Below are 21,009 nucleotides of genomic sequence, written 5' to 3'. Positions count from 1 at the left end.
TGCCTCCTTTAAGATGGCCATTTTAAATAGTCGCTTGTATATCTGATATCAAGCGCAACAACACTTTCAAAATAAAAGAACAGTAAATAAAAGATCAATATGGCGAAATAAACCAATTTTTGGTCCTTCTCTCGAAATATCTTCACGATCCAACCAATTAAAATTAATTGATAGAGATTAAAATAAATCGTCATTCTAGCAAATATCCAGTTTTGAGTCGAGATAATCATGAGCACAATTCCAATAATAGATAGATTCACTAATATATCAACTTTTGGAAATAATGATCTCAGTTTCTCCCTTCCCAAGAAACATATTAGTAACGGAACTGCATATATGAATACACGAATGATGCTCGCTCCGCCTTCTTGGAAATTTTGATAATGGGCGTATTGTGTTCCTTGAATTGCTTGAAATAATAAATCAGAAAATTGATTAAAACCAACAACAACCATAATTGCTATTGACAATAAAAAAAAGGTCGTCCCTGTCCAAGCTTTTCTTCTGACAATGAAGTAAAGAGGTAACATGACGAGAGCGCTCTGATGAAAAACCGCAGCAAATAACACAACTGCCATATATGTTTTCATTTTCCCGTCAAACAATGCTTTCGTTGCTGCAAATACAATAGCTGCAGCTAGAAATTGCCTAAGACCATTCATAGAAACGATAAATGCTCCTGAGGTTATGTATACATAAATGCTCAATTCATAGAAACGAGAATATTTATACATTACGATTGCAATCAGCATATTTGTTACGAATGCAGTTGTCATAAGCAGGATTTGTGGATCATTAGAGATTTGTTTGAGAAGAAGCTGCAATATGCCAAATCCCATATCCTTTTTTTGAATAACAGACTGCCAATCAAACCTATCCACCGTATAAGCATGCATATAGAAGAAGGTATCTCCTATATTGTTTCTTAAACCTGAAACAAGGATAAGTGTTAAGGCAGCAGCTGCTGCCATTATTTTGTTAGGCTGTAGAAAGGTTGGACCGACTGCTGCCTTAACAGCAAAATATCTTGAAATAAGAGCAAATGAAAATACGACGATTAAGTTAAGCCATAGGATAGTCATTGGCCATCCCTTTCAGCACATATTCTCTACGCGTTTTTATCTTGATATAGCCAAACAACAGCAAACCCGGTATTAACGCCGATACAATCAATGCCTTGAAAGGCATTTCTTTCAGCATGTTCTTGTTCCTCGATAACAGACTGCTCGATACATAATGAACAGCTTGACGGTATTTGAATCCAGTACTGCCAACAGGCAAGTTTATCAGAGACTTTCGATAAAACGCGAACCCTTTTGGGTTTCTCCGATATTGCTTAAGCATATTGCGTGAAGACCCGTCCGCTAAATATTCCACATGGCAAAGTACTTCATTTAGCAGCAGAAGCTCATATTGCTGATTCAGCAAATGATACTTATAATCGAGACCCACATAGTTTTCCCCTTCAAACAGCGGGTATGGATGCAGCTTAGTCAGTGAACTACGATAGACTAACTTCTTATCGCCTATTACGCCATGTTTATGATATAAATCAAACAAGGTTGAGCTAGCAAGATGAAGCGGAAGCTTCGAACCGACAGTTTCACCATTTGTATAAGCATCGAGCCCTGCGAAACCGCAAAACTTATCGCTGCGATGTTCGTTCCAGAAGGTAACAATATGCTCCACCGCATCATCGGGCATATAATCATCAGAATCAATGCAAACGTTCAGTTCCGTTTCGATCCTCTCATATGCTGTATTATGTGCTCCATGCATGCCTTGGTTCTGCTGAAACACATAGGTAATTGGTATATGCTGCTCTTCTATCCATCCGGCAACCAATTCCTTTGTATTGTCGCTCGAGCCATCGTCTATAATAAGCCATTCAAAATCAGTGCAAGTCTGTCGTAGCAAACTCTCATAGACTTGATGCAAGCAGTAAGCCCGATTATAAGTGGGCGTAAAAACCGTTAACATCTTCATGATTCACCTCGAATTGATTTAAATAAAATGATGTTGCTACTTGTACCGTTTGTTTAATATCGTATCCATTGTTGGAAAAGGCGGTTAACGGGACCATACGCTTAGGTTTTTTAGCTGCCTCAAGGATTTCACTTAAACCTGATGCCTCATTCTTTAGAGAAAAATACTTGATCAAACCAATTCCGATATCGACTTCCTCGGTAATCTGATCGGATATCACGCAAGGCAGCCCAGCAGCTTGTGCTTCTATTAACGTAACCGGAAGTCCTTCATGATGCGAAGGAAATACAAACACATCAACCGCCTGGAGGATACGATGGATATCGCTTCGAATTCCTAGAAAGATGACTTTATTGCGAATGCCAAGTTCCGTTGCCTTTTGCTCCATTTCTGGCCGAAGCGGACCATCACCAACTAGCAGGAGTATACTGTTCGGTTTCTCATTCTGCAATTGATTAAACATACTTAATAACTGTGCATGATTTTTCTGTAAATTGAATCTTCCAACATGCCCTGCCACGAAACAATTTTCTGGGATATCGAGTTCTTTACGGATACTTAAGCGAGTTTTTACTGAATAGGCAAACTGTTCACAATCAATGCCGTTTTGTAAAATAAGAACGTTGTCCTTCTTCTCATGAAACATCCAACGAGCCGCTGCTTTTGAGCAAGCAACATAATGCGTCGCTGCCGACTCCACAAAAGTTCCTGCATACCACTTATAGATGCGTGAAGGAACGCTGCCTTCGCTGCTTGTGTTGTGGCTATGTGCAATCCGCATCGGAATAGCTGCTCGACGAGCGGCCCTCAGTACAAAACCGCTCATTTTATCCATGTGCGAATGAACAACCTTATAATCTGCATGAGTGAGAAAAAAATGGTCCAAACCTTTCAAATAACCTCTGTGTCCAGCCTCCGTAATATAAGGGATGCGATGTATAATTCCGCCTAGGCTTCGAATCTCATCATCAAATACGCCATCTTTGCATGTTAGAAAATCAAACTGAATTTTGGATCGGTCAATATGACGATACATATTCATCAGCAGGGTCTCCGCTCCGCCGCGATTCATATTTACAACTACGTGCAACACCCTTAAAGGACCACCCATTGCAACCTCTCCTTATTGTCTGCCTGCGGCTGTTCCATTAAAGATTTGTAAATATCGTTCAATTCTAACGCCACTTGCGCTAGAGAATATTTCTTAACCATTACTCCGCTTTTCTCCCCTAACTCTTCTCGTAACGACTTAGACCTGCTAAGCTCAACCAACTTGTTTGCAAAAACCTTTATTTGATTTTCTTTCACCAAATACCCATTCTCTCCATCCATCACCAGCTCCGAATGTCCCCTATTCCGTGTCGCGACGATCGGCAGGCCGCAAGCCATTGCCTCCATAATGTTGACGGGAAGTCCTTCCCGCAAGCTGGATGCGACAGCGACATCGCACATCGGCAGAAGCTTGTCGATATCCGTTCGGTACCCTAGGAAATGAACCATGGCACCAACACCGAGCTGCTCGGCGAGCTGCTTGCTCTCCTCCAGCAAAGCGCCTTTCCCCGCCAGCAGCAGCCTAGCATGGGGCACCTCTTCTTTAATCGCAGCCATTGCCTGTATTAACAGCTGATGGTTTTTATTCTTATTGAACTCAGCGGCGTAGAACATGAGGAAATCATCTGTTCGGTAATCAAGCTCCTGACGCAGCCGCCATTTGTCGATTTTGGACATGGGCTTATAGTTTGAGGTATTCACGCCAACGCCGTGAACATGGGCAATTTGCTTCGCTTTGAAGCGCCTCGAAACGGCCAACTGGTAATCCTCGTTGTTAATCGTAATCAAATAATCTGTCAGACGCGCAAAGTATTTCTCAATTGGATAATAAAGAATCCAGTTTAGCAGAGAGCCGCCTTTGCAGAAATGAAACCCATGTGCCGTATAAATAACCTTTGTGCCTTTTTTTCTAGCTTCCTGTGCAGCCAAGCGGGCAAGAACGCCGCCAGTCGGCGTATGGCAATGAATGATTTTATACTGCTGCTCGTTAATGATGGCCTTCAATTCTCGGTAAGCTGCTGAATTGTTCATATGGATAGGAGATCTCTCAATCGGCAAATTAAACTTGCGGTCAGCAAAAGGGAGCTCCATATCACCTTTAGCGGCGATATGAACCTCCCAGCCCTGCTGCTTGAACCATTCCATAACAGGCAAATGAAAAGCCTTGAAGTGGTAGTCAACCGTTGCGCAAAATAATATTTTATTTGGCATGCTCATACCATCCTATACTAGAATTATTTTCTAGCTGCTTCTCGTTCAACCATCGTGGACAAGTAGTTTAAGAGGTCGTAACGCAAATCCTCACGCTGCAGAGCAAACTCAATTGTCGTTTGTATAAAGCCCATTTTCTCACCCACATCATAGCGCTTGCCCTCAAATTCATAGGCGTACACCGCCTCCGACAGGTTTAATGCTGCAATCGCGTCCGTGAGCTGTATTTCCCCGCCTGCACCCGGAGTCTGATTACCCAAAATATCAAAGATTGCCGGGTTCAAAATATACCGTCCCATGATCGCCATATTCGATGGCGCAAGCTCTCTAGCAGGCTTTTCAACCAAATGCCTAACCCGGTGGAAGCCATCCTCCATCAACGTTCCATCGACGATGCCATATCTGGACACCGCTTCGTCCGCTACGCGCTGCACGCCGATTATCGAGGTATGGTACTCCTCATACTTTTCGATCATTTGTTTGATGCAAGGCTTCTCCGCGGAAATGATATCGTCCCCAAGCAGCACGGCGAATGGTTCATCCCCAATAAATTTGCGGGCGCACCAAATGGCATGCCCCAGTCCTTTGGGCTCCTTTTGGCGAATGTAATGAATATCCACCATATCCGCCGATTTGCGAACCTCGCTAAGCAGGTCGAACTTATGCTTGGCCGTCAATATTTGTTCCAGCTCAACCGAATTGTCAAAATGGTCCTCGATCGCCCGTTTGCCTTTTCCCGTCACAATAATGATATCCTCAATGCCGGATTCAATCGCTTCTTCCACGATATATTGAATGGTCGGCTTATCTACGATAGGCAGCATTTCCTTAGGCATCGCTTTGGTTGCGGGCAGAAATCTTGTGCCGAGCCCCGCAGCCGGTATAATCGCTTTTCTTACTTTCATAGCTTCAACATCCCCTTTTCATATTAGCCCGTAACAGAGGCGAATTCCGGCAGTTCAACGACATTGTTCGCGAGATCAAGCAGCCGGATGCGCAGTTCTGCTTTGTTCATACCGCCATGAAGAGCGATGATTTCTTCGATTTGGTCAAAATATATTTCCGATGACTTGCCTATGTATATTTTCGGATATACTTGCTTTTCGTTCATTTCGTTATCCTTAAGCATTTCTTCAAACAGCTTCTCGCCCGGCCGAATGCCTGTATAGTGAATACCAATCTCCTCGACCGTAAAGCCCGACATTCGGATGACATTTTGCGCGAGATCGGTAATTTTGACCGGATCGCCCATGTCCAGTACGAATATTTCTCCGCCTCTGGCGAGCGCGCCTGCTTGAATGACGAGCCGCGAAGCCTCGGGAATGGTCATGAAATAACGAACCATGTCTGGGTGGGTTACCGTGACCGGCCCGCCCTTTTCAATCTGTTTCTTGAACAGCGGAATAACGCTGCCCCGGCTGCCCAGCACGTTGCCGAAGCGTACGGCTACAAATTTGGTATTGCTCATACGGTCCATGTGCTGAATGACCATCTCGGCAATGCGTTTAGTCGCGCCCATCACACTAGTCGGGTTTACCGCCTTATCCGTGGAGATCATAACAAACGTATCGACCTTTGCCTGGTTAGCGGCTCTAGCTGCATTCAAAGTGCCCATCACGTTGTTTTTGAACGCCTCCTCCGGGTTTCTTTCCATGAGCGGCACATGCTTATGCGCAGCCGCATGATACACAACCTGCGGACGATGCGCCTGCATAACAGTCAGCATTTTGGCAGCATCCTGCAAATCTGCTATTTCCGTTACAAACTCAATATTCGTATGTCCGTAAAGCTCTCTCAGCTCCATCTCAATGGAATAAATGCTGTTCTCCCCATGTCCAAGCAAAATAAGCTTCTCCGGCAAAAACCTTGAAATTTGGCGGCAGACCTCAGATCCGATCGATCCCCCTGCACCCGTCACCATAACGACTTTCTGGGTAACGTAGCCGGAAATGCTTTCTATATCGAGCTCGACGGGCTCCCGTCCAAGCAGATCCTCGACCTGAACATCACGAAATTGACTAACCGAAATTCTTCCGGTAGCCAAATCCTCAAGCATCGGTATAATTTGCGTTTTCGCTCTTGTTTTCGCGCATTCGCTGAAGATGGTGTTCAGCTGCTTTTTGCTTAACGATGGAATAGCGATCACGATATTGTTAATATCGAGTTCTTGCGCCGCTTTAGCAATGCTAGATACGCCGCCTCTAACGGGAATTCCCATTATGTCTAGACTATGCTTATTGACATCATCATCAATGAATGCGATTGGCAGCAGCTCTGTATCGTTGTTGCTTAGCAGCTGCCTTGCAAGCATCGTGCCTGCAGAACCTGCGCCTACAATTAAGGTGCGTTTTCGCATCCCGACATTTTTATGATAGCCGCCTCGGAATATGCGCCAGCACAGTCTCGAGCCGCCGATTAGAAGCATATGGATCATCCAAGTGACTGCTAGCAGCCTGAAAAAAACATCCTGCATCACAACCTGCTGGATGAGCGCTGCCGCTATGATCGAGAACGTAACGGCCTTTGTAATAATGAGCAGCTCCCCGACACTTGCGTATTCCCATGCCTTCTTATACAGCTTGTAATAAAAAGAAAAGAAATGATGACTTAATAGAAGTGTAATCGAGCTGATTACAATCGGCGCCGTCACCACATCGAGCGAAGCGCTAAGTAAAAACCTGCTGAAAAAAATAGCCGTTAATACGATAAAGGAGTCAATAAACATTAAAAAAGACAGTCTTTGCCTGTACGTCAATACCTTTCACCCTTTCCTATCATCCTTCATATCAAGTTAATGTCTACAACTACGCAAGCCCTATTGGCTCATCGCGTACTGAATACCGCAACACTTTAGAGTGTTTAACTAAAAGGTTTTGGCAAAACCGTTTAGTTAAAAACCCTAACGCAGAAATCAGGGCATTCAACCCCGCCTCACACCACACTCCTGACGACTCGCGTCTAAGGTTTGACCTAACCCACAGCATGGCCGAGTGCCTCCGTTGATAACGGTTAGGAGACATCACCGTACATTAAAACATTCATAATCAGAATATGGTGTTCTTTATAAAGAACGTTTTGCCGCAAGGTGAAACGCCTGTCGCCATCCTTTGACGGCGCGGCGCGTTTCATACCTAGAAATATAGAGAAAGGTTGGCGAAATCATCTACTTTCCTATATTTTAAAAAAAGCGCTATCCGATAGCGATCATCAAACGCTTTTCATATTTAATATAACACCAAGAATATTGGCTTTGGCGAACAACAATGCCCGCTTCGCTTCGAGTGCAAGCTCCTGCTGTGTTTTCCCACTTCCTAGAAGCAATACAACGCCATCACATTTGCTTACCAGCGCATTCGTATCCGATACCCCGAGAACTGGCGGACAATCGAGCAGCACCATGTCATATTGCTCGGACGCATACGACATTACGTCAGCCATCACTTGCGAATCGAGCAGCTCCGTTGAGTTGAAGAGGCGCTGACCGCTTGGAAGTATATCGAGTCCTTCAACCTCGGTATTGTAGATGGCTTCGCGGATTTCAAGCTGTTGACCAAGTACGTTCGACAGGCCAGGCGAGGTTTGCACATTGAAAACTTTGTTGATAATCGGGTTTCTGAAATTTGCATCAATAATAAGCACGCGGTCACCGCGCTGAGCCATACACACCGCTAGATTGATAGCTGCCGTTGATTTCCCCTCACCTTCAGATGGCGAGGTCACAAGCAAAGAACGAATTTTTTTGCCGTTAGCCGCATATTGAATGTTATTGCGAATGGTACGATATTGTTCGGATATGAAACCGTGGGGATTAATGTAGGATAGCAAGCTTCTGTTCACAAATGAAGTTGATGCCTTTTGACGTTCACGAACCAATGGTTTCACCTCTCACAACGATCGTTTTTCTTTTCTTCAAATATCTGGAATAGTCTTTCCGTTTTATCTTGGTTACTTGACCAAGCATCGTTAAGCCCAGCAACTCTTCAATCTCTCGTTCCGATTTGATAGAATCATCAAGCGAATCTAGCAGAAATACTAAGCCTATGCTCAGAATTAAACCAAACATAAAACCGATAAGCACGACCGTATTGCTTTGCTCATTAATCGGGATCGGGTTTTCTTCGGCCTGCGTTAAAAGCCGAATGCTCGTAACGCCTAATGTCTCGCTCGCGACTCGCTTATAAATCTCAACACCCGTATTTGCAATTTCTGCTGCTAGCTTAGGATCAGAATCGACTACCGAAACAACGGTAACCAGCGAGCCGTCTACGCTGTCGATTCGAATTTGTCCTCTGAGCTGTGCAACGGAGCGGTTTATTCCAAGCTGTTCAATAATTTCATTCAGAACAAGGGGCTCCCTGAACAGAACCCTAACCGTGCCAATCATATCTGAACTTGCGGCAACGATCATTCTAGAGTTTGATGCATACATGAGCGGTTCAGGCCTATTGTTATAGAGGCCTGCCAAAAACGTTACTGCAATCGTAATGAGTGCGATTAGCCAAATGCGTTTGCGAATGACTGCGTATAATGCTTTAATGTTGATTTCTTTTGTTTTTTCTTTTTCTACGCGGACGGATTGCGAGTCATCTAATTGACTAACGTACATGTAAACACCTGCTATCGTTGTTTTTTATAAAGAACAATAACACAATATTAGTTCTTTATATAGAACATGTCAATACCATTTTACAGCCTTTTTGTTCTTCATTAATTATCGATGTGAAGAATGATGATATTCGATGTTTTCTTTTTGCTACCTGATTGAGGATTCACTTCAAGCCTATTATCCTTCCACATATTCGAGCGGATCAGGTCTTTCAACGCTTGGAAATCTCCCTTGCTCATGCCCTCATCTACCGCATCCTTAATAATCGAATGCCATTCCTCGTCAAGCATTTCTTCATGGTTAAGTTTTGGTAAATGTTCTTCTCCAAGTAAATATTCAATGTTAGAATCCAAAGGCGCAGCGATTTTTGCCATTACCAGTAGTGAAGGGTTGTTCTGCATATTGCGTTCAATGTAGCTCAAATAGGACTTGGATACGCCTGCTAAGTCGGCAAGCTTCGTTATCGAGTAGCCCTTTTTTTCCCGTAGACTCTTAATCCGTTCTCCAATCATATTATTCTCCTTCGGCCAGTTTAGATCCTAACAATTTGCAAAGCGCTTCCAATACAATAAACTTTATAACAGACAATAAGTATATTTTAGTTCTTTAAAGAGAACAAAGTCAATACCATTCCTTTTATCACCTTCTCAGTTTGTCGCTTTGGCACCTCAACAGCATAAGAAAAAGCGCCAAAATCTAAAGATTTCGGCGCTTTTTATCATCCTATAAGCGAACAAGCTACACATCGTATTCTAAACGTTTCCGTGCTTGAACGATGAAATCAAGCGGCGTTGCGATCGATTCCGGATGATATTGAACGGCGCTCATCGTAAGTTTCAGTTCGACTCGGTATTTTCCAGCGAATTCGACCGAATTAAATGATTCCGTCTTTTCCCTTAACCGCTTGATGACGATATTAGCGCCGTCATCATCGGTAAAGAGGAGCATCCCCCAAGTTGGCGTTTCCGTGTTCAGCATGTAGAGAGAATCATTTAAGCGGATACTGGTCTCATTTAGCTTGGAAACATCATAAATCATCTCCGTCATCTGGTCTTGGCTGATCATGCGGCTTAATTCATCCCAATATTTCACCGTCACTACCAATAAAGTGAGCGGAATTTGGTAGCGCGTAGACAGCGCCATAAACACGGTCGCATCCTTTTGAAAGGAGCGGCTGTTTTTCAGGTTCGTGCGCTCGTCCATTGTAGCCAAAGAAACATTTTGCTTAACCAGCAGGTCCTTCTCCGCTTGAAGCTGTTTGTTCGCAGCGGTCAGCATCCAAGTCACCGCCGTAATGATCGGAGTCATGATTAGCCAGAAATAATGCTGAACGCTTACGACATCGCCTACAGCCACGGTCTGATACAACGTAAACGTGCCGTAGCCGAATATAAATACGATATTTAAAATCAGCCCCGTGGTAACCGTCGTGAAATAGGTGACGATCGCGATTAGAAAAGCGACATTCAGTAAAATAATATTTAGAATATACTGGTCGGAGTTGCCTGCCGTGAACATCATGCTTATCAAACAAACCAAGAACAAGAGTAAAAAAGCAATGTCCGACATTAAGCTGCTTTGATTACGTTTCATCGCTCTCCCTCCGCTTCATGCGATATTTGCGTATGAGCAGGATAAGCGAAAGCAAGATGACAACAAGAACTAATCCAACAGCTATCATAAACCCAAGCACGTCGCTCCTTTGCATTACGTCTTCCAAAACCGTGGTTTGCTCTTGCCCTGCCTGTTTCTTGAATCGGAACGCTTGAATGTTGCCGTCCTTGTCCGTTACAGCACCATCCCCGAATACCTTCCACTTCGTGCTCTCACTCGTAAGCAGCTTGGACGCCATGAAATAATACTCAGAGCCTGCTCCCGTGACAGCCATTAATCCAAGTCCAGCCTTAAAAGGCGAATCAATCAGCTGCAAAGTCCCAATACGCTTTCCATAATCGGCGTCTATGCTCATTTTCTCATTGGATATGATGGAGTCGCCGGATTGATTGTATTGAAAATAAAGCTTGCTGTTCTGATCGCGAATGACCTTGTTGTTCTTATACGTGCCAATTGCAATAATATTATGGTTCTCCAGCTGCGCTGCATCCGCGCCGTCTTCATAGAAGCTTATGTCTCCCGCATTGCTCTCGGCAAAACGACCAAGCATATTGAAGAGGCTGGAAATGGTTAGATAGGTATAGCGGTCACGCTCCTCGGGGAGGACGACCGCTACTTGATTATAGGCACCGTCTCGCAAAAACGGATTGGGATAGTTGTTGAATAGCAATGATGTTTTGTCCATCGTATTCAACTGCATGATCGAGCTTTTTTCTATGAAGGCCCACGGCATTTGATCCCCAGGCTCGATACATCCCGCATTTTTCAATTCGAGATCAAAGGCAACCGTAATCGAGAAATTGCCCGTTATATCCTGGTTTTTCGGAATAGGCAATGTTAATTGATCTCCGTTGGCAAGCTCAGCGCTCAGCTTCTTGCTGCCAATCGGCGTATCATTGACCAGTACCGTTACCATCGATCGGTCAAAATCAAGGTTGCCCGCATATCGCATATCTAGGCTGATTTTGCTTGCCTCCGCTATGGAACGATTTGCCGGCAAAGCGATAAAATAGGTTCTCTCTTGATGTGAAAGGCCCGTTAGCCGATCGCCTGTATCGGTGAGCGCTACGTTTTTGTTCACATTCACCGCAGGCGTGTCCACCTCCGTTTGCTCATCCACAAGCTTCAGATTGCCGCTTAGCTGCTGTACGAGTCCTTGATTGGACAATAGCCGCCCAGCCTTCACCAGCATTCCCGCATCCGCGGAGGTTACGACAAGAGCCTGCTGCTTGCCTATAGACATTACTTGGATCAATCCTTTATTGCTTAGATCTTGACCCTTTAATTGCAATTTCACTTCAGTGGGCAATCGGTCGAAAAGAGCTACGATGGCAATCATCGATTTCTTCTGCAGCATATCCGAATTCCATTCCAGCAAAGGTATGCTGTCTTCCTGGCTCGGATTGGCCTTGGCGAATCCTGACAGCACATGAACCGCTGCTTCCAGCTCGGCAGAATCGCTGTTTTCCGGAACGGCTATCGCATTCATTCCCGCACTAACCGTATCCAGCCCAACGAACTGCTCAGTGAAGCCATTTATACTGCCGTCAATTCCTGCTTTCGCGTAAACGATCGATAGGTTGGAGGTCTTATACAGTTGAAGCCAGCTGTCCCGCTTATCAACCGCCACACAGGCATGATCCGGTTGCCCTGTCCGTATTAGCCCCTCGACGGACAGCGTGTTGCTCCCGGCAAGCAATAAATCCTTCGGCACCGCTATGCTCAAACGTTTCTGCTGCCTCTCGCTTTCCGTAGGACGAAAGGAATAAAAGTTGCTGCCATTCACAGCAAGCGTAATACTTGATTGCTCACCTTGTGCAAGAGGAGTGGCTTGATAATCCAGATTAAGCATTACCGTCTCTACTTTCCAGTAATCTTCAAGTTCGAAATAAAAGGGCTTCGAAACGACATTTCCAGTTAACAAGGAATCCGTGCTCGCCAAAGACATTTCATAATGCTGCCTATTTCCCGTTTCCGCAGCGGCTGCGACAGCATGTCCATTCTGTGTGAATAATAAAGCAAGGCAGAGCAAGCCAGCTACCAACCACCACCTATAATGCATTGCCTCTCCCCCTCACTTAGTAGCGTTCCGTTTTATACCACTTGATTTCTCTTTTTAGAATGAGATCTTTCATATAGTTGAATAGTCCATATGCTGCAACGACCATCCATAATTGACAATACGTAATATACATCAGCATGATGATCCACACATTGGAAAGGCGCATTTCTCCTTTTTCGGTGATCAGTGTAATAAAGGTTCCCGTTATAAATAAAATAATGGCCAGCACCCATAGAAAAAGGCTATACCCCGCTATAGTCGTATGCACATATCCAAGTGCATGCAAAATCAACAATATATCCGACGTGATCAATGAGGTTAAGAGTAGAAAATAGATCGATATGAAATACAGAATGTCGAAATGAATGTTTTTCGCTGAGCGATTAAACAATAAGGGCGTATTTTTCACAATCACATATATATTTCCCTTTGCCCAGCGTGTACGCTGCTTAAACCATACTTTAAGGGTCTGCGGTTCCTGCTCCCATGTCACGGATTTCGGCTGAAACTTGATTCGATAGCCCATCATATAGATCCGGAAGCTAATCTCCGTATCCTCCGCAATCGCCTTCACATCCCAGCCTCCAATTTGTTCTACAATGGAGCGTCTCATAATAAAGTTCGTTCCCGGTATGGTACAAAGTTTAAAAAGCTTCCATCTGCCAGCCTGTGCCATCCATTGAAACGACAAGGTTTCGATATTAATGAAACGGGTTAAAAGGCTCGCATTGCGGTTGCGGGTTCTGAATTTGCCGATGACAGCCCCAAGCTTGCTATCATGCAGAATCTCCCCTACAAGGTAACGAAGCGCTGTTTTCTCCGGCGTATTGTCCGCATCGTAGATAGCGATCAGCTCTCCTTTGCTTTGTGCAAAGCCAATGTTGAGCGCATTGGATTTGCCTTTCCCGCCGGTAACCGCATCCGTGTTAATCACGATCAGCTGCCTGCCGGCATGCTTCTGCTGCAATTTCCCCAGCAGCTCGCTGCTGTTGTCCGAAGAATTATCATTAATAACGATGATCTCGTATCGTTCATGCGGATAATCCAGCGCGAGCAGCGCTTTAACCGTTTCTACGATTACGACGCCTTCATTATGTGCCGGCACCATGATCGATACGAATGGCGCTTCCCCCTTTATAGACGGAACCGTTCTTCTCTCGTTTTGCAAATAAAAGAAATATCCAGCGATAATAAGCATGACGTTTACAAGCAGCAGCGACCAAATACAAATCACCGCGATCAGCATCAATATATCGGCTAGAGTCATTTCTTGCTCCTCACTTAAAGTATTTGCGTCTATACATCCGGGAGCCTAAGAAAAACAGTACCGCGAAAACAGCGATGGCGATCAAAATAATGCCGATAAAAAGCTTGTTTTGTACGGCAAACCATTTCTCAAAGCTTACTGCTTGTTCCGGTTCGTATATGTAGTCGGAGTCAATGCTCGTCCTCTCGCTTACGAGAGACAAGCTTTGTCCATTGATTTGCAGGATGCCGTTACGGGAAACTATGCTATTCTTGGCCGTCTTAACGCTATGCTCTCCGGCTTTAAAATCAGCAAACATAGTCCAACCGTCAATAAGCTTCTGTACTTCTTCATTAAGCACTGCTTCGTTCTGAGCGAAATCAAAGGTTAACGCTGTATCCATAGGCAAAGGCTTCATCAGCTTCTCCTTGTATTCGTAAGCCTCCAGATCATCTGGCTGCAAGCTGTAAACCGAAGAAGCAAACGGCTGTGATGTATTCGTTCGCGACTTGTGCATAAGCTTCTCATTCGGGAATAATAGCGCTGAATCAAATAGAGACATTGCCTTCTCCACATAATAGCTGTCATAAGACCAATACAGCTCTGCTCCCATGCCAAGCGGTGCAATGCCATAATCAGCCAACACGTCGATAAAGCTCTCCATCTGGCTTCTTAAGTCTCGGTCAAGCTCGCTGATGGTTGAAGCAACCGCAGGCGCGTGTATGAGTATTGTGCCATTTTTGGATTGCACATATTTTAATGCCTCCAAGTAACGCTTCATCGCCGGATAATCCGTATTGCTCAGCACAGGCCTTACGCTAGCCATAAACGGAATACCGGCACCGTAAAGCTTGTCCGCCAGCTTAACAAGCAGCTCTAAATCAGAAAAAGGATATATTTCTTTGAATACAACATAATGTTCACTTGGCTCAGTCATGCCAAGCCAGTCTTTCAACATATAAGACATTGCGATTTCACTGAGATTGCCTTTCTCAAAGAACGAAATGTAGGCTATTCCATCACGGATCATGCCATAAGGTGACGGCTCTTCATTGCCGTCTGAAACCACCTTGCCATAAGGCTTTCCTTCCGCTTCTGCGATATAGGCGATCTGCTTTACTTGAATAGCTTGCTCCATGAATGGTCCAATGGACAAACGAATGGATTCTTGCCCGCTTATCTGCAGCTTCAGGCTCAGCTCGTCCTTGACCTTCGCAGGCACATTGCCGCCGATATAAAGAAAATCGCCTGGATAAGCTTCAAGATCGTTAGCGAATGTGCGACTAGCCTCAGGCAGCTCCGGCTCATTCACAAGACTAATGACCTTCTCATACTGGAACATCGATCCTGATTGGTAGTCCCCTTCGGATTGTACGGTCAGCTTCACACCGAAAGAGGCAAGCAGACGCTGGAGCGCTTCAACATTCCCTTCGTTTTCCGTACCGATTGCCAAGCTGTCATAGACGAGCAAGGCTGCAGCTGCGTTCTCGTTCTGAAGCGCCAATACACGAGGTAGGGGATATAAAAGAATGAAGCCCATCATGAATAGAATGACTTTTGAAGATACACGTTTATACACTTGAATCGCCGCCTTAGAAACCGAATCATGCTGAGTGGCTAATGGTTTGGGATTTCTGAACGCTCATGTTATTCCATAAACTTCCTTGAATCGCATCGGCAACAACCGCAAATGTCACGATATCGAAAGCGAGCGTAAACAGAAACTCATGCTTGGATAAATCGGCATCGCCAGCCCCAATGATGGATACGAGAATGCCGGATAGGCCCATTGCGATCATACATAGCATCTGCGGCAGGCGCAGCATTTCGCGTATATTTTTATTTCTCCAGGCACTTATAAAAGAAGGCAGATACAGACCGATGACAACGATCATCCATATCACGATGAACCCGAAGGTTTTGGGAGCTAGCGCTTGCTTGACATCACTATAGACGGAGAAAAAGTTGGTCTGTGCGCCAAATGCTTTCCCAGCCGATTGCTCGTAATTCCCCATAGCGGGCGGTCGGATCGTAAAGGCATTTTTAGCGGCAAGATCCAGCATCTTCCCGGCCTGCTCCGGGTGAGTCGCATAAAAAGCAACGATTTTCCCAAAACCGTATTGCGTATAGAAATGATTCTGCAAAATTTCCGAGTCGACATCAATCGTCGTGAACGGCTCGTAATAGATGCTTTTGTTCAATACAGAGAACTGCTTGTCTATGCCAAAAGACTCCAAAGCCGCTTCGGGGTCCTCCGACTGGAGCATAACGCCTCGTGTCATCGCATGGTATTTGTTAATGTTAACGAACTCTTGGGGAATAAGAGCATACGTTGCAATACCTGCTGCGAATACGCATACGAGCGACGAAGCGACGAGAACCCGGAACGGCCTCTGCCTGCGGACAAAAAACAACAGAATACTCATTACTGCAATAATGACGCCTACCGGAGCATTTTGCTGCTTGCTCGTCGTTAGTATTAAACCGCTAATCAAAAAGATACCGATCAGAACATAATCATTGAACCGATTTCGGTAGAGCAGCAGTACCGCTGCAAACAAATAAATCATCATGGTCAGCACGATGCTTTCACTGAAAAAGGAATTGAAAAAGGCCGTGTAAGCCGTATCTCCAAATATAAAAATAGCGATCACGGCTATTATATAGCCTTGCATCGCTTTTAACTTCCAAGTTAAGCCCTCAATCAGCAAGTAAACGGCCCCCGTATAGAGAAGCGTAAACAACGCGGCTTGAATGCGGATATCAAATACACTCGGGCTGAATAATTGGTTAATCCACATGGACAGCCTTATGAACATCGATTGTGATGATGATAAGGTTGCCCCATTTTCGTTGAAATATTGAAATATCCCATAACTTTTCACAAAATGGCCCAAATACTGACTGTCATAGTCTGGCGCATTGAAATAAAGCCCGTTGCTGTATAGGATACGGAAATAATCTCCGTTATCCGCCATTCCGATGTACGGGGGGACAAACAGGGCCAATATGGTTATAGCCAGCACCCCTGCAGAAGCTAGGACGGCCGGGGTTGCAAAACGCAAAAAAACAGTCCATTTCGGTTTTTGTTTCATCTTGGTGTCAACGACAGACATGCTGTATGTCTGCCCCCTTTCTGCAAGTCGCTTTAGTAGGCATATGCTAATAATGCCATTAGATTATCGAACGAGTAGGCCTGTCCGGAAGCTTGATCGGCGAAGCCGCCTAGAAACGGACTATTCGCTTCGATGATTCGGAATTGATTCATCCGTTCCATGCTGTCCTCATAGAGCGCTTTGTCTTCGGTCTCAGCTCCAATCATGCCCGCAATAGCATAAATCGCCGTCGATTGTATTTGGTTTTGAGCGACGCCCGACCTCGAATATTGACCATACAGCGTACCGTCTTTCACTTGCTTCTTCACATAACGGATACTTTCCGGATTGTGCATGTTCATCTCGGACAACGCTAGTATCGTCAGAAGCGACTCCACTGTGTTTATGTTCTCAGAGGCATAATCGTTTTTTTCATACGAATAACGTGTCTCATAGAAAGGAAACTGGTCGGAGAGGTAGCCGTTTCGAGCGATGGCAGCCATGTTTTCCATGAGCTTGTTCCCTTCCTTCAAGGAGAGGGGAAGCAGCTGCAGCGATTTCAAATCGATATAGCATAAGGTTATAAACTGATTGGTCATTTGATAGCTTTCATCATAAAAATCGAACACATAGCCGTCCTTTACGTTGTGTTCGTAGAACCTGGTTCCGTAAGTGCTCGCTTCTTGCCCATAAAGCGGCAAGTTGAACGCAGCCACCGCCTCATGCAGTGCACGAATGATCCTTAAATCATCGACTGCCGCGTTAAGCTGATATTTCTTATTGAGCTTCGGACTGTATCGGTAGCTAAAGCCGCTTTTCAGATCAAAGCTTCGTTTCGCACGCTCCCACTCTCTGTCAAAAGCTTCACGCTGCCCCATCCGTGCATAATATCTCATCAGTAAACCAGCTGATTCGCTTAGCACCTCATGCCCCGATGCCGCATCGGCCGATTGCCCGGTTTCTATATAATTGGTATATACCCCTTCGCTGCCGGACAATTGTTTGGTAATAAAGCTTAATAAAGCTTCTCTGTTCGATGCTTGCTTGAAGTCGTCTCCGTAGCGGCTCTTTTTAAGTATCGAAGTGCTCGAATGAGAGTCGGTCTGCGTTTTCCCGCAGGCTGCAAGAACGCACAGCGACAACAGGATAACAAGAACAATCGCATGCTTGCCCATTTCCGAAGCCTCCTTCAACTTTATATACCTTAAAGACAATGTCCGCGAAACATTTTCTGAACAAGTTCATTCCATAGTAGCATGTATGTCTTGTGCAGACTAAATCCAATATAAGTATATAGATCTTATATCCCAAAAAAGGTTCCGTGCTTCTTTCCTATTCGCGATACGCCTCTGCCTCTTCAATAACCCAACTCACAAAAAAACTGAATGGCATAAGATTCATCCCCTTTTCGCATACTGTTACTACTATTTATTTCAATTACAAATTAAATCACATTATCCCTGTGAAGCAATCATAGTGGTCTATCATGAAACGATGGGAAGTATCAGAACGATATGGATAATCCAAAAACAGCAGTGAATACCCTCACGCAAATGATACATGCATTACAAAAATCGTCTGATTTCAAAACGAATACAATCGCTTTGCCCTATCAAGAGATCTTTATCTCCTATTTCATAACCTTGATTGACGAGACGAAATTACAGGAGTCCTTAATCCTCATCCTGCAGCGAAGATCTTCTGAATCTCCTATCAGAAGCACGGAAGAACTTCTACCGTTAATTCCGATACATGAACTGGAAATTACCGATTGTCTAGAAGTCATTCATCAAAAGCTTTTCAAAGGATATGTCGTTATTCGCTTGAACGAAGACGATCAAAAATGTGCGTTAGTCCATATCCCTAATCAAATTGGTTTTAGAAATAGCAATGATACGGAAAACGAGTTTAGCGTGGTTGGGCCGAAGGTTGGCTTTATTGAAGACTTGGATACAAATATTCATCTTCTAAGGCTTCAAATCAACGTGCCCTCCTTAATCGTCAAAGAGATGACCATTGGAAGCATGTCCCATACTCGAGTTGCCATTTTGTATATTGACGGAATTACGAATGAAGAGATCGTTAGTCGGATAGAAAAAAGATTGAAAGAGATTGATTTCGATATTGTTTTTGACTCCAGCCAGCTGGATCAAATCATTGCGGACAATTCTAATACGCCCTTCCCCTTGTTTATGAGCACAGAACGAAGAGACCGAGTCGTGTATTCCCTAATAAGCGGGCAAGTCGCATTTATAAGCGATGGATCTCCGTATTTCATTACAGGTCCCTCGACCCTGTTTGATTTTTTCATTTCACCTGAAGATTATTATTTACCATGGATACTAGGTTCTTTCTTCCGGCTCATTCGGATTTTCGGGGTCATATTCTCCTTATTCGCCAGTGCGCTATACGTGGGTGTGATGACTTTTCATTATGAGGTCGTTCCGCATAGCTTGTTAGGCCCTTTAATTTATTCCAGAATCAACGTCCCGTTCACACCTCTTCTGGAGGTCCTGTTTCTGGAAATCACGATTGAGTTTTTAAGGGAGGCAGGTGCGAGGCTTCCAACGAAGATCGGTCAAACATTAGGCATCGTGGGGGGCATCATTATCGGTCAGGCTGCTGTTGAAGCGGCATTAACCAGCAATATATTGATCATTATCGTCTCCTTGTCGGCGCTAGCCTCATTTGCAACGCCTATTTACAAAATGGCCAATACCATTCGGTTCCTACGTTTCCCCATTATCGTTCTAGCATCTATTTGGGGCGGCTTAGGCATATTCATTGGGGTATGCTTCCTGCTCGTACATATTACCCGGTTAAAATCATTAGGCTTTCCGTATACAGTGCCTATCTATCCTTTTAGGGCAGCGGGCTTCAAGGATAGCTTCTTGCGTTTGCCTTATCAGATCAACCATTCAAGACCCAGCTATTTGAGACCAAAGCTACTCCAGCGCTATAAACCAAAGGATGTCAAAAAGCACAAACAAGAGTGGGACGAAAACTAAAGCCATGAAAAAGGGGTTTCCGCATTGGTAAAATCTTTGTTTAGGTCAATCATACCTCTCACGCTGTGCCTAGTCTTAACCGCCTGCGGAAACGAAAAACTAATTAACGAAATTATGCTGGTTCAGACATTAGGATTCGATAGCATAGGCAGCAACGTAAGAGGGAGCATCCTAATAGGGGATTACCGAAAAAAAGGCGAAGTTAATGCTGCGTTATTAGATACGGTAACGACATCAGAGCTCGACATTATTCATGCGCTGAACGCAAAAGCAAAAAGCCCTCTTGAATATGGACAGCTTGGGATCATTGTGTTCGGCAATGAATATTCGCGTCAAGGCGTGGATGCCGTCATTGAAAACCTGTGCCGTGACACTAGAATTTCCACAAGGATGCAGCTTGCCGTGACGGACAAAAGCGCCTACGACCTGCTTCATGCAGCGAAAAAGATGAAGGATGCCTATATGTTGTCCGATATGATCGAACAAAGCATGGATAACGGAAACTTGCCGAGCACTAACCTGCAGCAAGCATTATATAGCTTTTATACGAACGGGCGCGATTTGTACTTACCCCATCTCACACTCGAGCGCAATGAGCTCAAAGCGGATGGGGTCGCTCTATTTAAAGATGAAAAGTATGTGGTTCAAGTCGGACTCGAGCAGTCATTGCTTCTAAAGATGCTGCTGGAGAATACGAAAAACGGCAGCTATTTAGTTCCTGATTCCATCAAAAATGGCAACGGCGGATTGACGCTGCTGCGAATATTAAAGTCGAAGACTAAATACAGCCTAACGAAGCGTCCATCCAAACCATTAATGACGATTGAACTGCTTATAAACGCCGAAATCAGAGATGTGCCGAACCGCGCACAATATCACGCATCAGACCTCATTCCGCAATTTGAGCATCGGATCGAAGCTTATATCGCAAACGAAATTAATAAATTGTTGGCCTTATGCCAAAAATACGAGACAGATCCCTTGGGTCTTGAGGATATTGTCATCAGGAACTCACAGCCTCCTATGGATTCATCGCAAGGAGACATTTCTGGATTTGACACTGAAGTTAAGGTGAAGCTGGATATTATTAGCCAGTAATGGCTGTGAAATCGAATATGGAGTGTATAACA

At 44.5% G+C, this 21,009-nt stretch carries 17 protein-coding genes; 2 read left to right on the top strand and 15 right to left on the bottom strand.

The window, feature by feature from the left end; genetic code table 11:
- Window positions 1–8 precede the first annotated feature (8 nt).
- From FHS16_RS00335 to FHS16_RS00265, 15 genes are all read right to left on the bottom strand, one after another.
- Entirely contained in the window at window positions 9–1,082 is a 1,074-nt protein-coding gene (locus FHS16_RS00335; RefSeq protein WP_183557289.1) for an EpsG family protein, read from the bottom strand.
- Window positions 1,063–1,986: a glycosyltransferase family 2 protein gene (locus FHS16_RS00330; protein ID WP_183557286.1), complete on the bottom strand. Its 924-nt coding sequence runs from the start codon at window positions 1,984–1,986 to the stop codon at window positions 1,063–1,065. Before FHS16_RS00330 ends, FHS16_RS00335 begins: the two co-directional genes overlap by 20 nt.
- Window positions 1,952–3,097 (bottom strand): glycosyltransferase family 1 protein, encoded by a 1,146-nt coding sequence (locus FHS16_RS00325; protein ID WP_183557281.1) that lies wholly within the window; start codon window positions 3,095–3,097, stop codon window positions 1,952–1,954. The genes FHS16_RS00330 and FHS16_RS00325 overlap by 35 nt, the downstream gene beginning before the upstream one ends.
- Window positions 3,082–4,248, bottom strand: coding sequence for a glycosyltransferase family 4 protein (locus tag FHS16_RS00320; protein WP_183557278.1), 1,167 nt, complete (start codon window positions 4,246–4,248; stop codon window positions 3,082–3,084). The genes FHS16_RS00325 and FHS16_RS00320 overlap by 16 nt, the downstream gene beginning before the upstream one ends.
- A 23-nt stretch (window positions 4,249–4,271) precedes the next feature.
- Window positions 4,272–5,153 (bottom strand): UTP--glucose-1-phosphate uridylyltransferase GalU, encoded by an 882-nt coding sequence (galU, locus tag FHS16_RS00315; protein ID WP_183557276.1) that lies wholly within the window; start codon window positions 5,151–5,153, stop codon window positions 4,272–4,274.
- A gap of 23 nt (window positions 5,154–5,176) precedes the next feature.
- Complete coding sequence (locus FHS16_RS00310) at window positions 5,177–7,003, bottom strand: polysaccharide biosynthesis protein (RefSeq protein WP_183557273.1); 1,827 nt, start codon at window positions 7,001–7,003, stop codon at window positions 5,177–5,179.
- Window positions 7,004–7,455: 452 nt separating this feature from the next.
- Window positions 7,456–8,121, bottom strand: a complete 666-nt coding sequence (locus FHS16_RS00305) for a CpsD/CapB family tyrosine-protein kinase (protein WP_183557270.1) — start codon at window positions 8,119–8,121, stop codon at window positions 7,456–7,458.
- Window positions 8,111–8,854, bottom strand: a complete 744-nt coding sequence (locus FHS16_RS00300) for a YveK family protein (protein WP_183557267.1) — start codon at window positions 8,852–8,854, stop codon at window positions 8,111–8,113. Before FHS16_RS00300 ends, FHS16_RS00305 begins: the two co-directional genes overlap by 11 nt.
- A gap of 101 nt (window positions 8,855–8,955) precedes the next feature.
- Complete coding sequence (locus FHS16_RS00295; RefSeq protein ID WP_183557264.1) at window positions 8,956–9,366, bottom strand: XRE family transcriptional regulator; 411 nt, start codon at window positions 9,364–9,366, stop codon at window positions 8,956–8,958.
- Window positions 9,367–9,592: 226 nt separating this feature from the next.
- Window positions 9,593–10,447, bottom strand: a complete 855-nt coding sequence (locus FHS16_RS00290) for a GGDEF domain-containing protein (RefSeq protein ID WP_183557261.1) — start codon at window positions 10,445–10,447, stop codon at window positions 9,593–9,595.
- Window positions 10,437–12,530, bottom strand: coding sequence for a cellulose biosynthesis cyclic di-GMP-binding regulatory protein BcsB (locus FHS16_RS00285; RefSeq protein ID WP_183557258.1), 2,094 nt, complete (start codon window positions 12,528–12,530; stop codon window positions 10,437–10,439). Before FHS16_RS00285 ends, FHS16_RS00290 begins: the two co-directional genes overlap by 11 nt.
- A gap of 16 nt (window positions 12,531–12,546) precedes the next feature.
- Window positions 12,547–13,797: a glycosyltransferase family 2 protein gene (locus tag FHS16_RS00280; protein ID WP_183557255.1), complete on the bottom strand. Its 1,251-nt coding sequence runs from the start codon at window positions 13,795–13,797 to the stop codon at window positions 12,547–12,549.
- Between the two features lie 10 nt (window positions 13,798–13,807).
- The gene (locus FHS16_RS00275) at window positions 13,808–15,355 is read right to left on the bottom strand and encodes a hypothetical protein (protein ID WP_183557252.1); all 1,548 of its coding nucleotides are present in this window, start codon (window positions 15,353–15,355) and stop codon (window positions 13,808–13,810) included.
- A gap of 25 nt (window positions 15,356–15,380) precedes the next feature.
- Window positions 15,381–16,892, bottom strand: coding sequence for a glycan biosynthesis hexose transferase WsfD (gene wsfD, locus FHS16_RS00270; protein ID WP_183557249.1), 1,512 nt, complete (start codon window positions 16,890–16,892; stop codon window positions 15,381–15,383).
- Between the two features lie 32 nt (window positions 16,893–16,924).
- Complete coding sequence (locus tag FHS16_RS00265; RefSeq protein ID WP_183557246.1) at window positions 16,925–18,046, bottom strand: hypothetical protein; 1,122 nt, start codon at window positions 18,044–18,046, stop codon at window positions 16,925–16,927.
- 339 nt (window positions 18,047–18,385) lie between these two features.
- Between FHS16_RS00265 and FHS16_RS00260 the strand changes: the two genes are divergently transcribed.
- Entirely contained in the window at window positions 18,386–19,879 is a 1,494-nt protein-coding gene (locus FHS16_RS00260; RefSeq protein ID WP_183557244.1) for a spore germination protein, read from the top strand.
- Between the two features lie 24 nt (window positions 19,880–19,903).
- Complete coding sequence (locus FHS16_RS00255) at window positions 19,904–20,977, top strand: Ger(x)C family spore germination protein (RefSeq protein ID WP_183557241.1); 1,074 nt, start codon at window positions 19,904–19,906, stop codon at window positions 20,975–20,977.
- The last annotated feature ends 32 nt before the right edge of the window (window positions 20,978–21,009 follow it).

The organism is Paenibacillus endophyticus (genome assembly GCF_014192395.1).
GTDB classification, from domain to species: domain Bacteria; phylum Bacillota; class Bacilli; order Paenibacillales; family Paenibacillaceae; genus Pristimantibacillus; species Pristimantibacillus endophyticus.
This window is presented reverse-complemented; position numbering and strand designations above follow the sequence as displayed.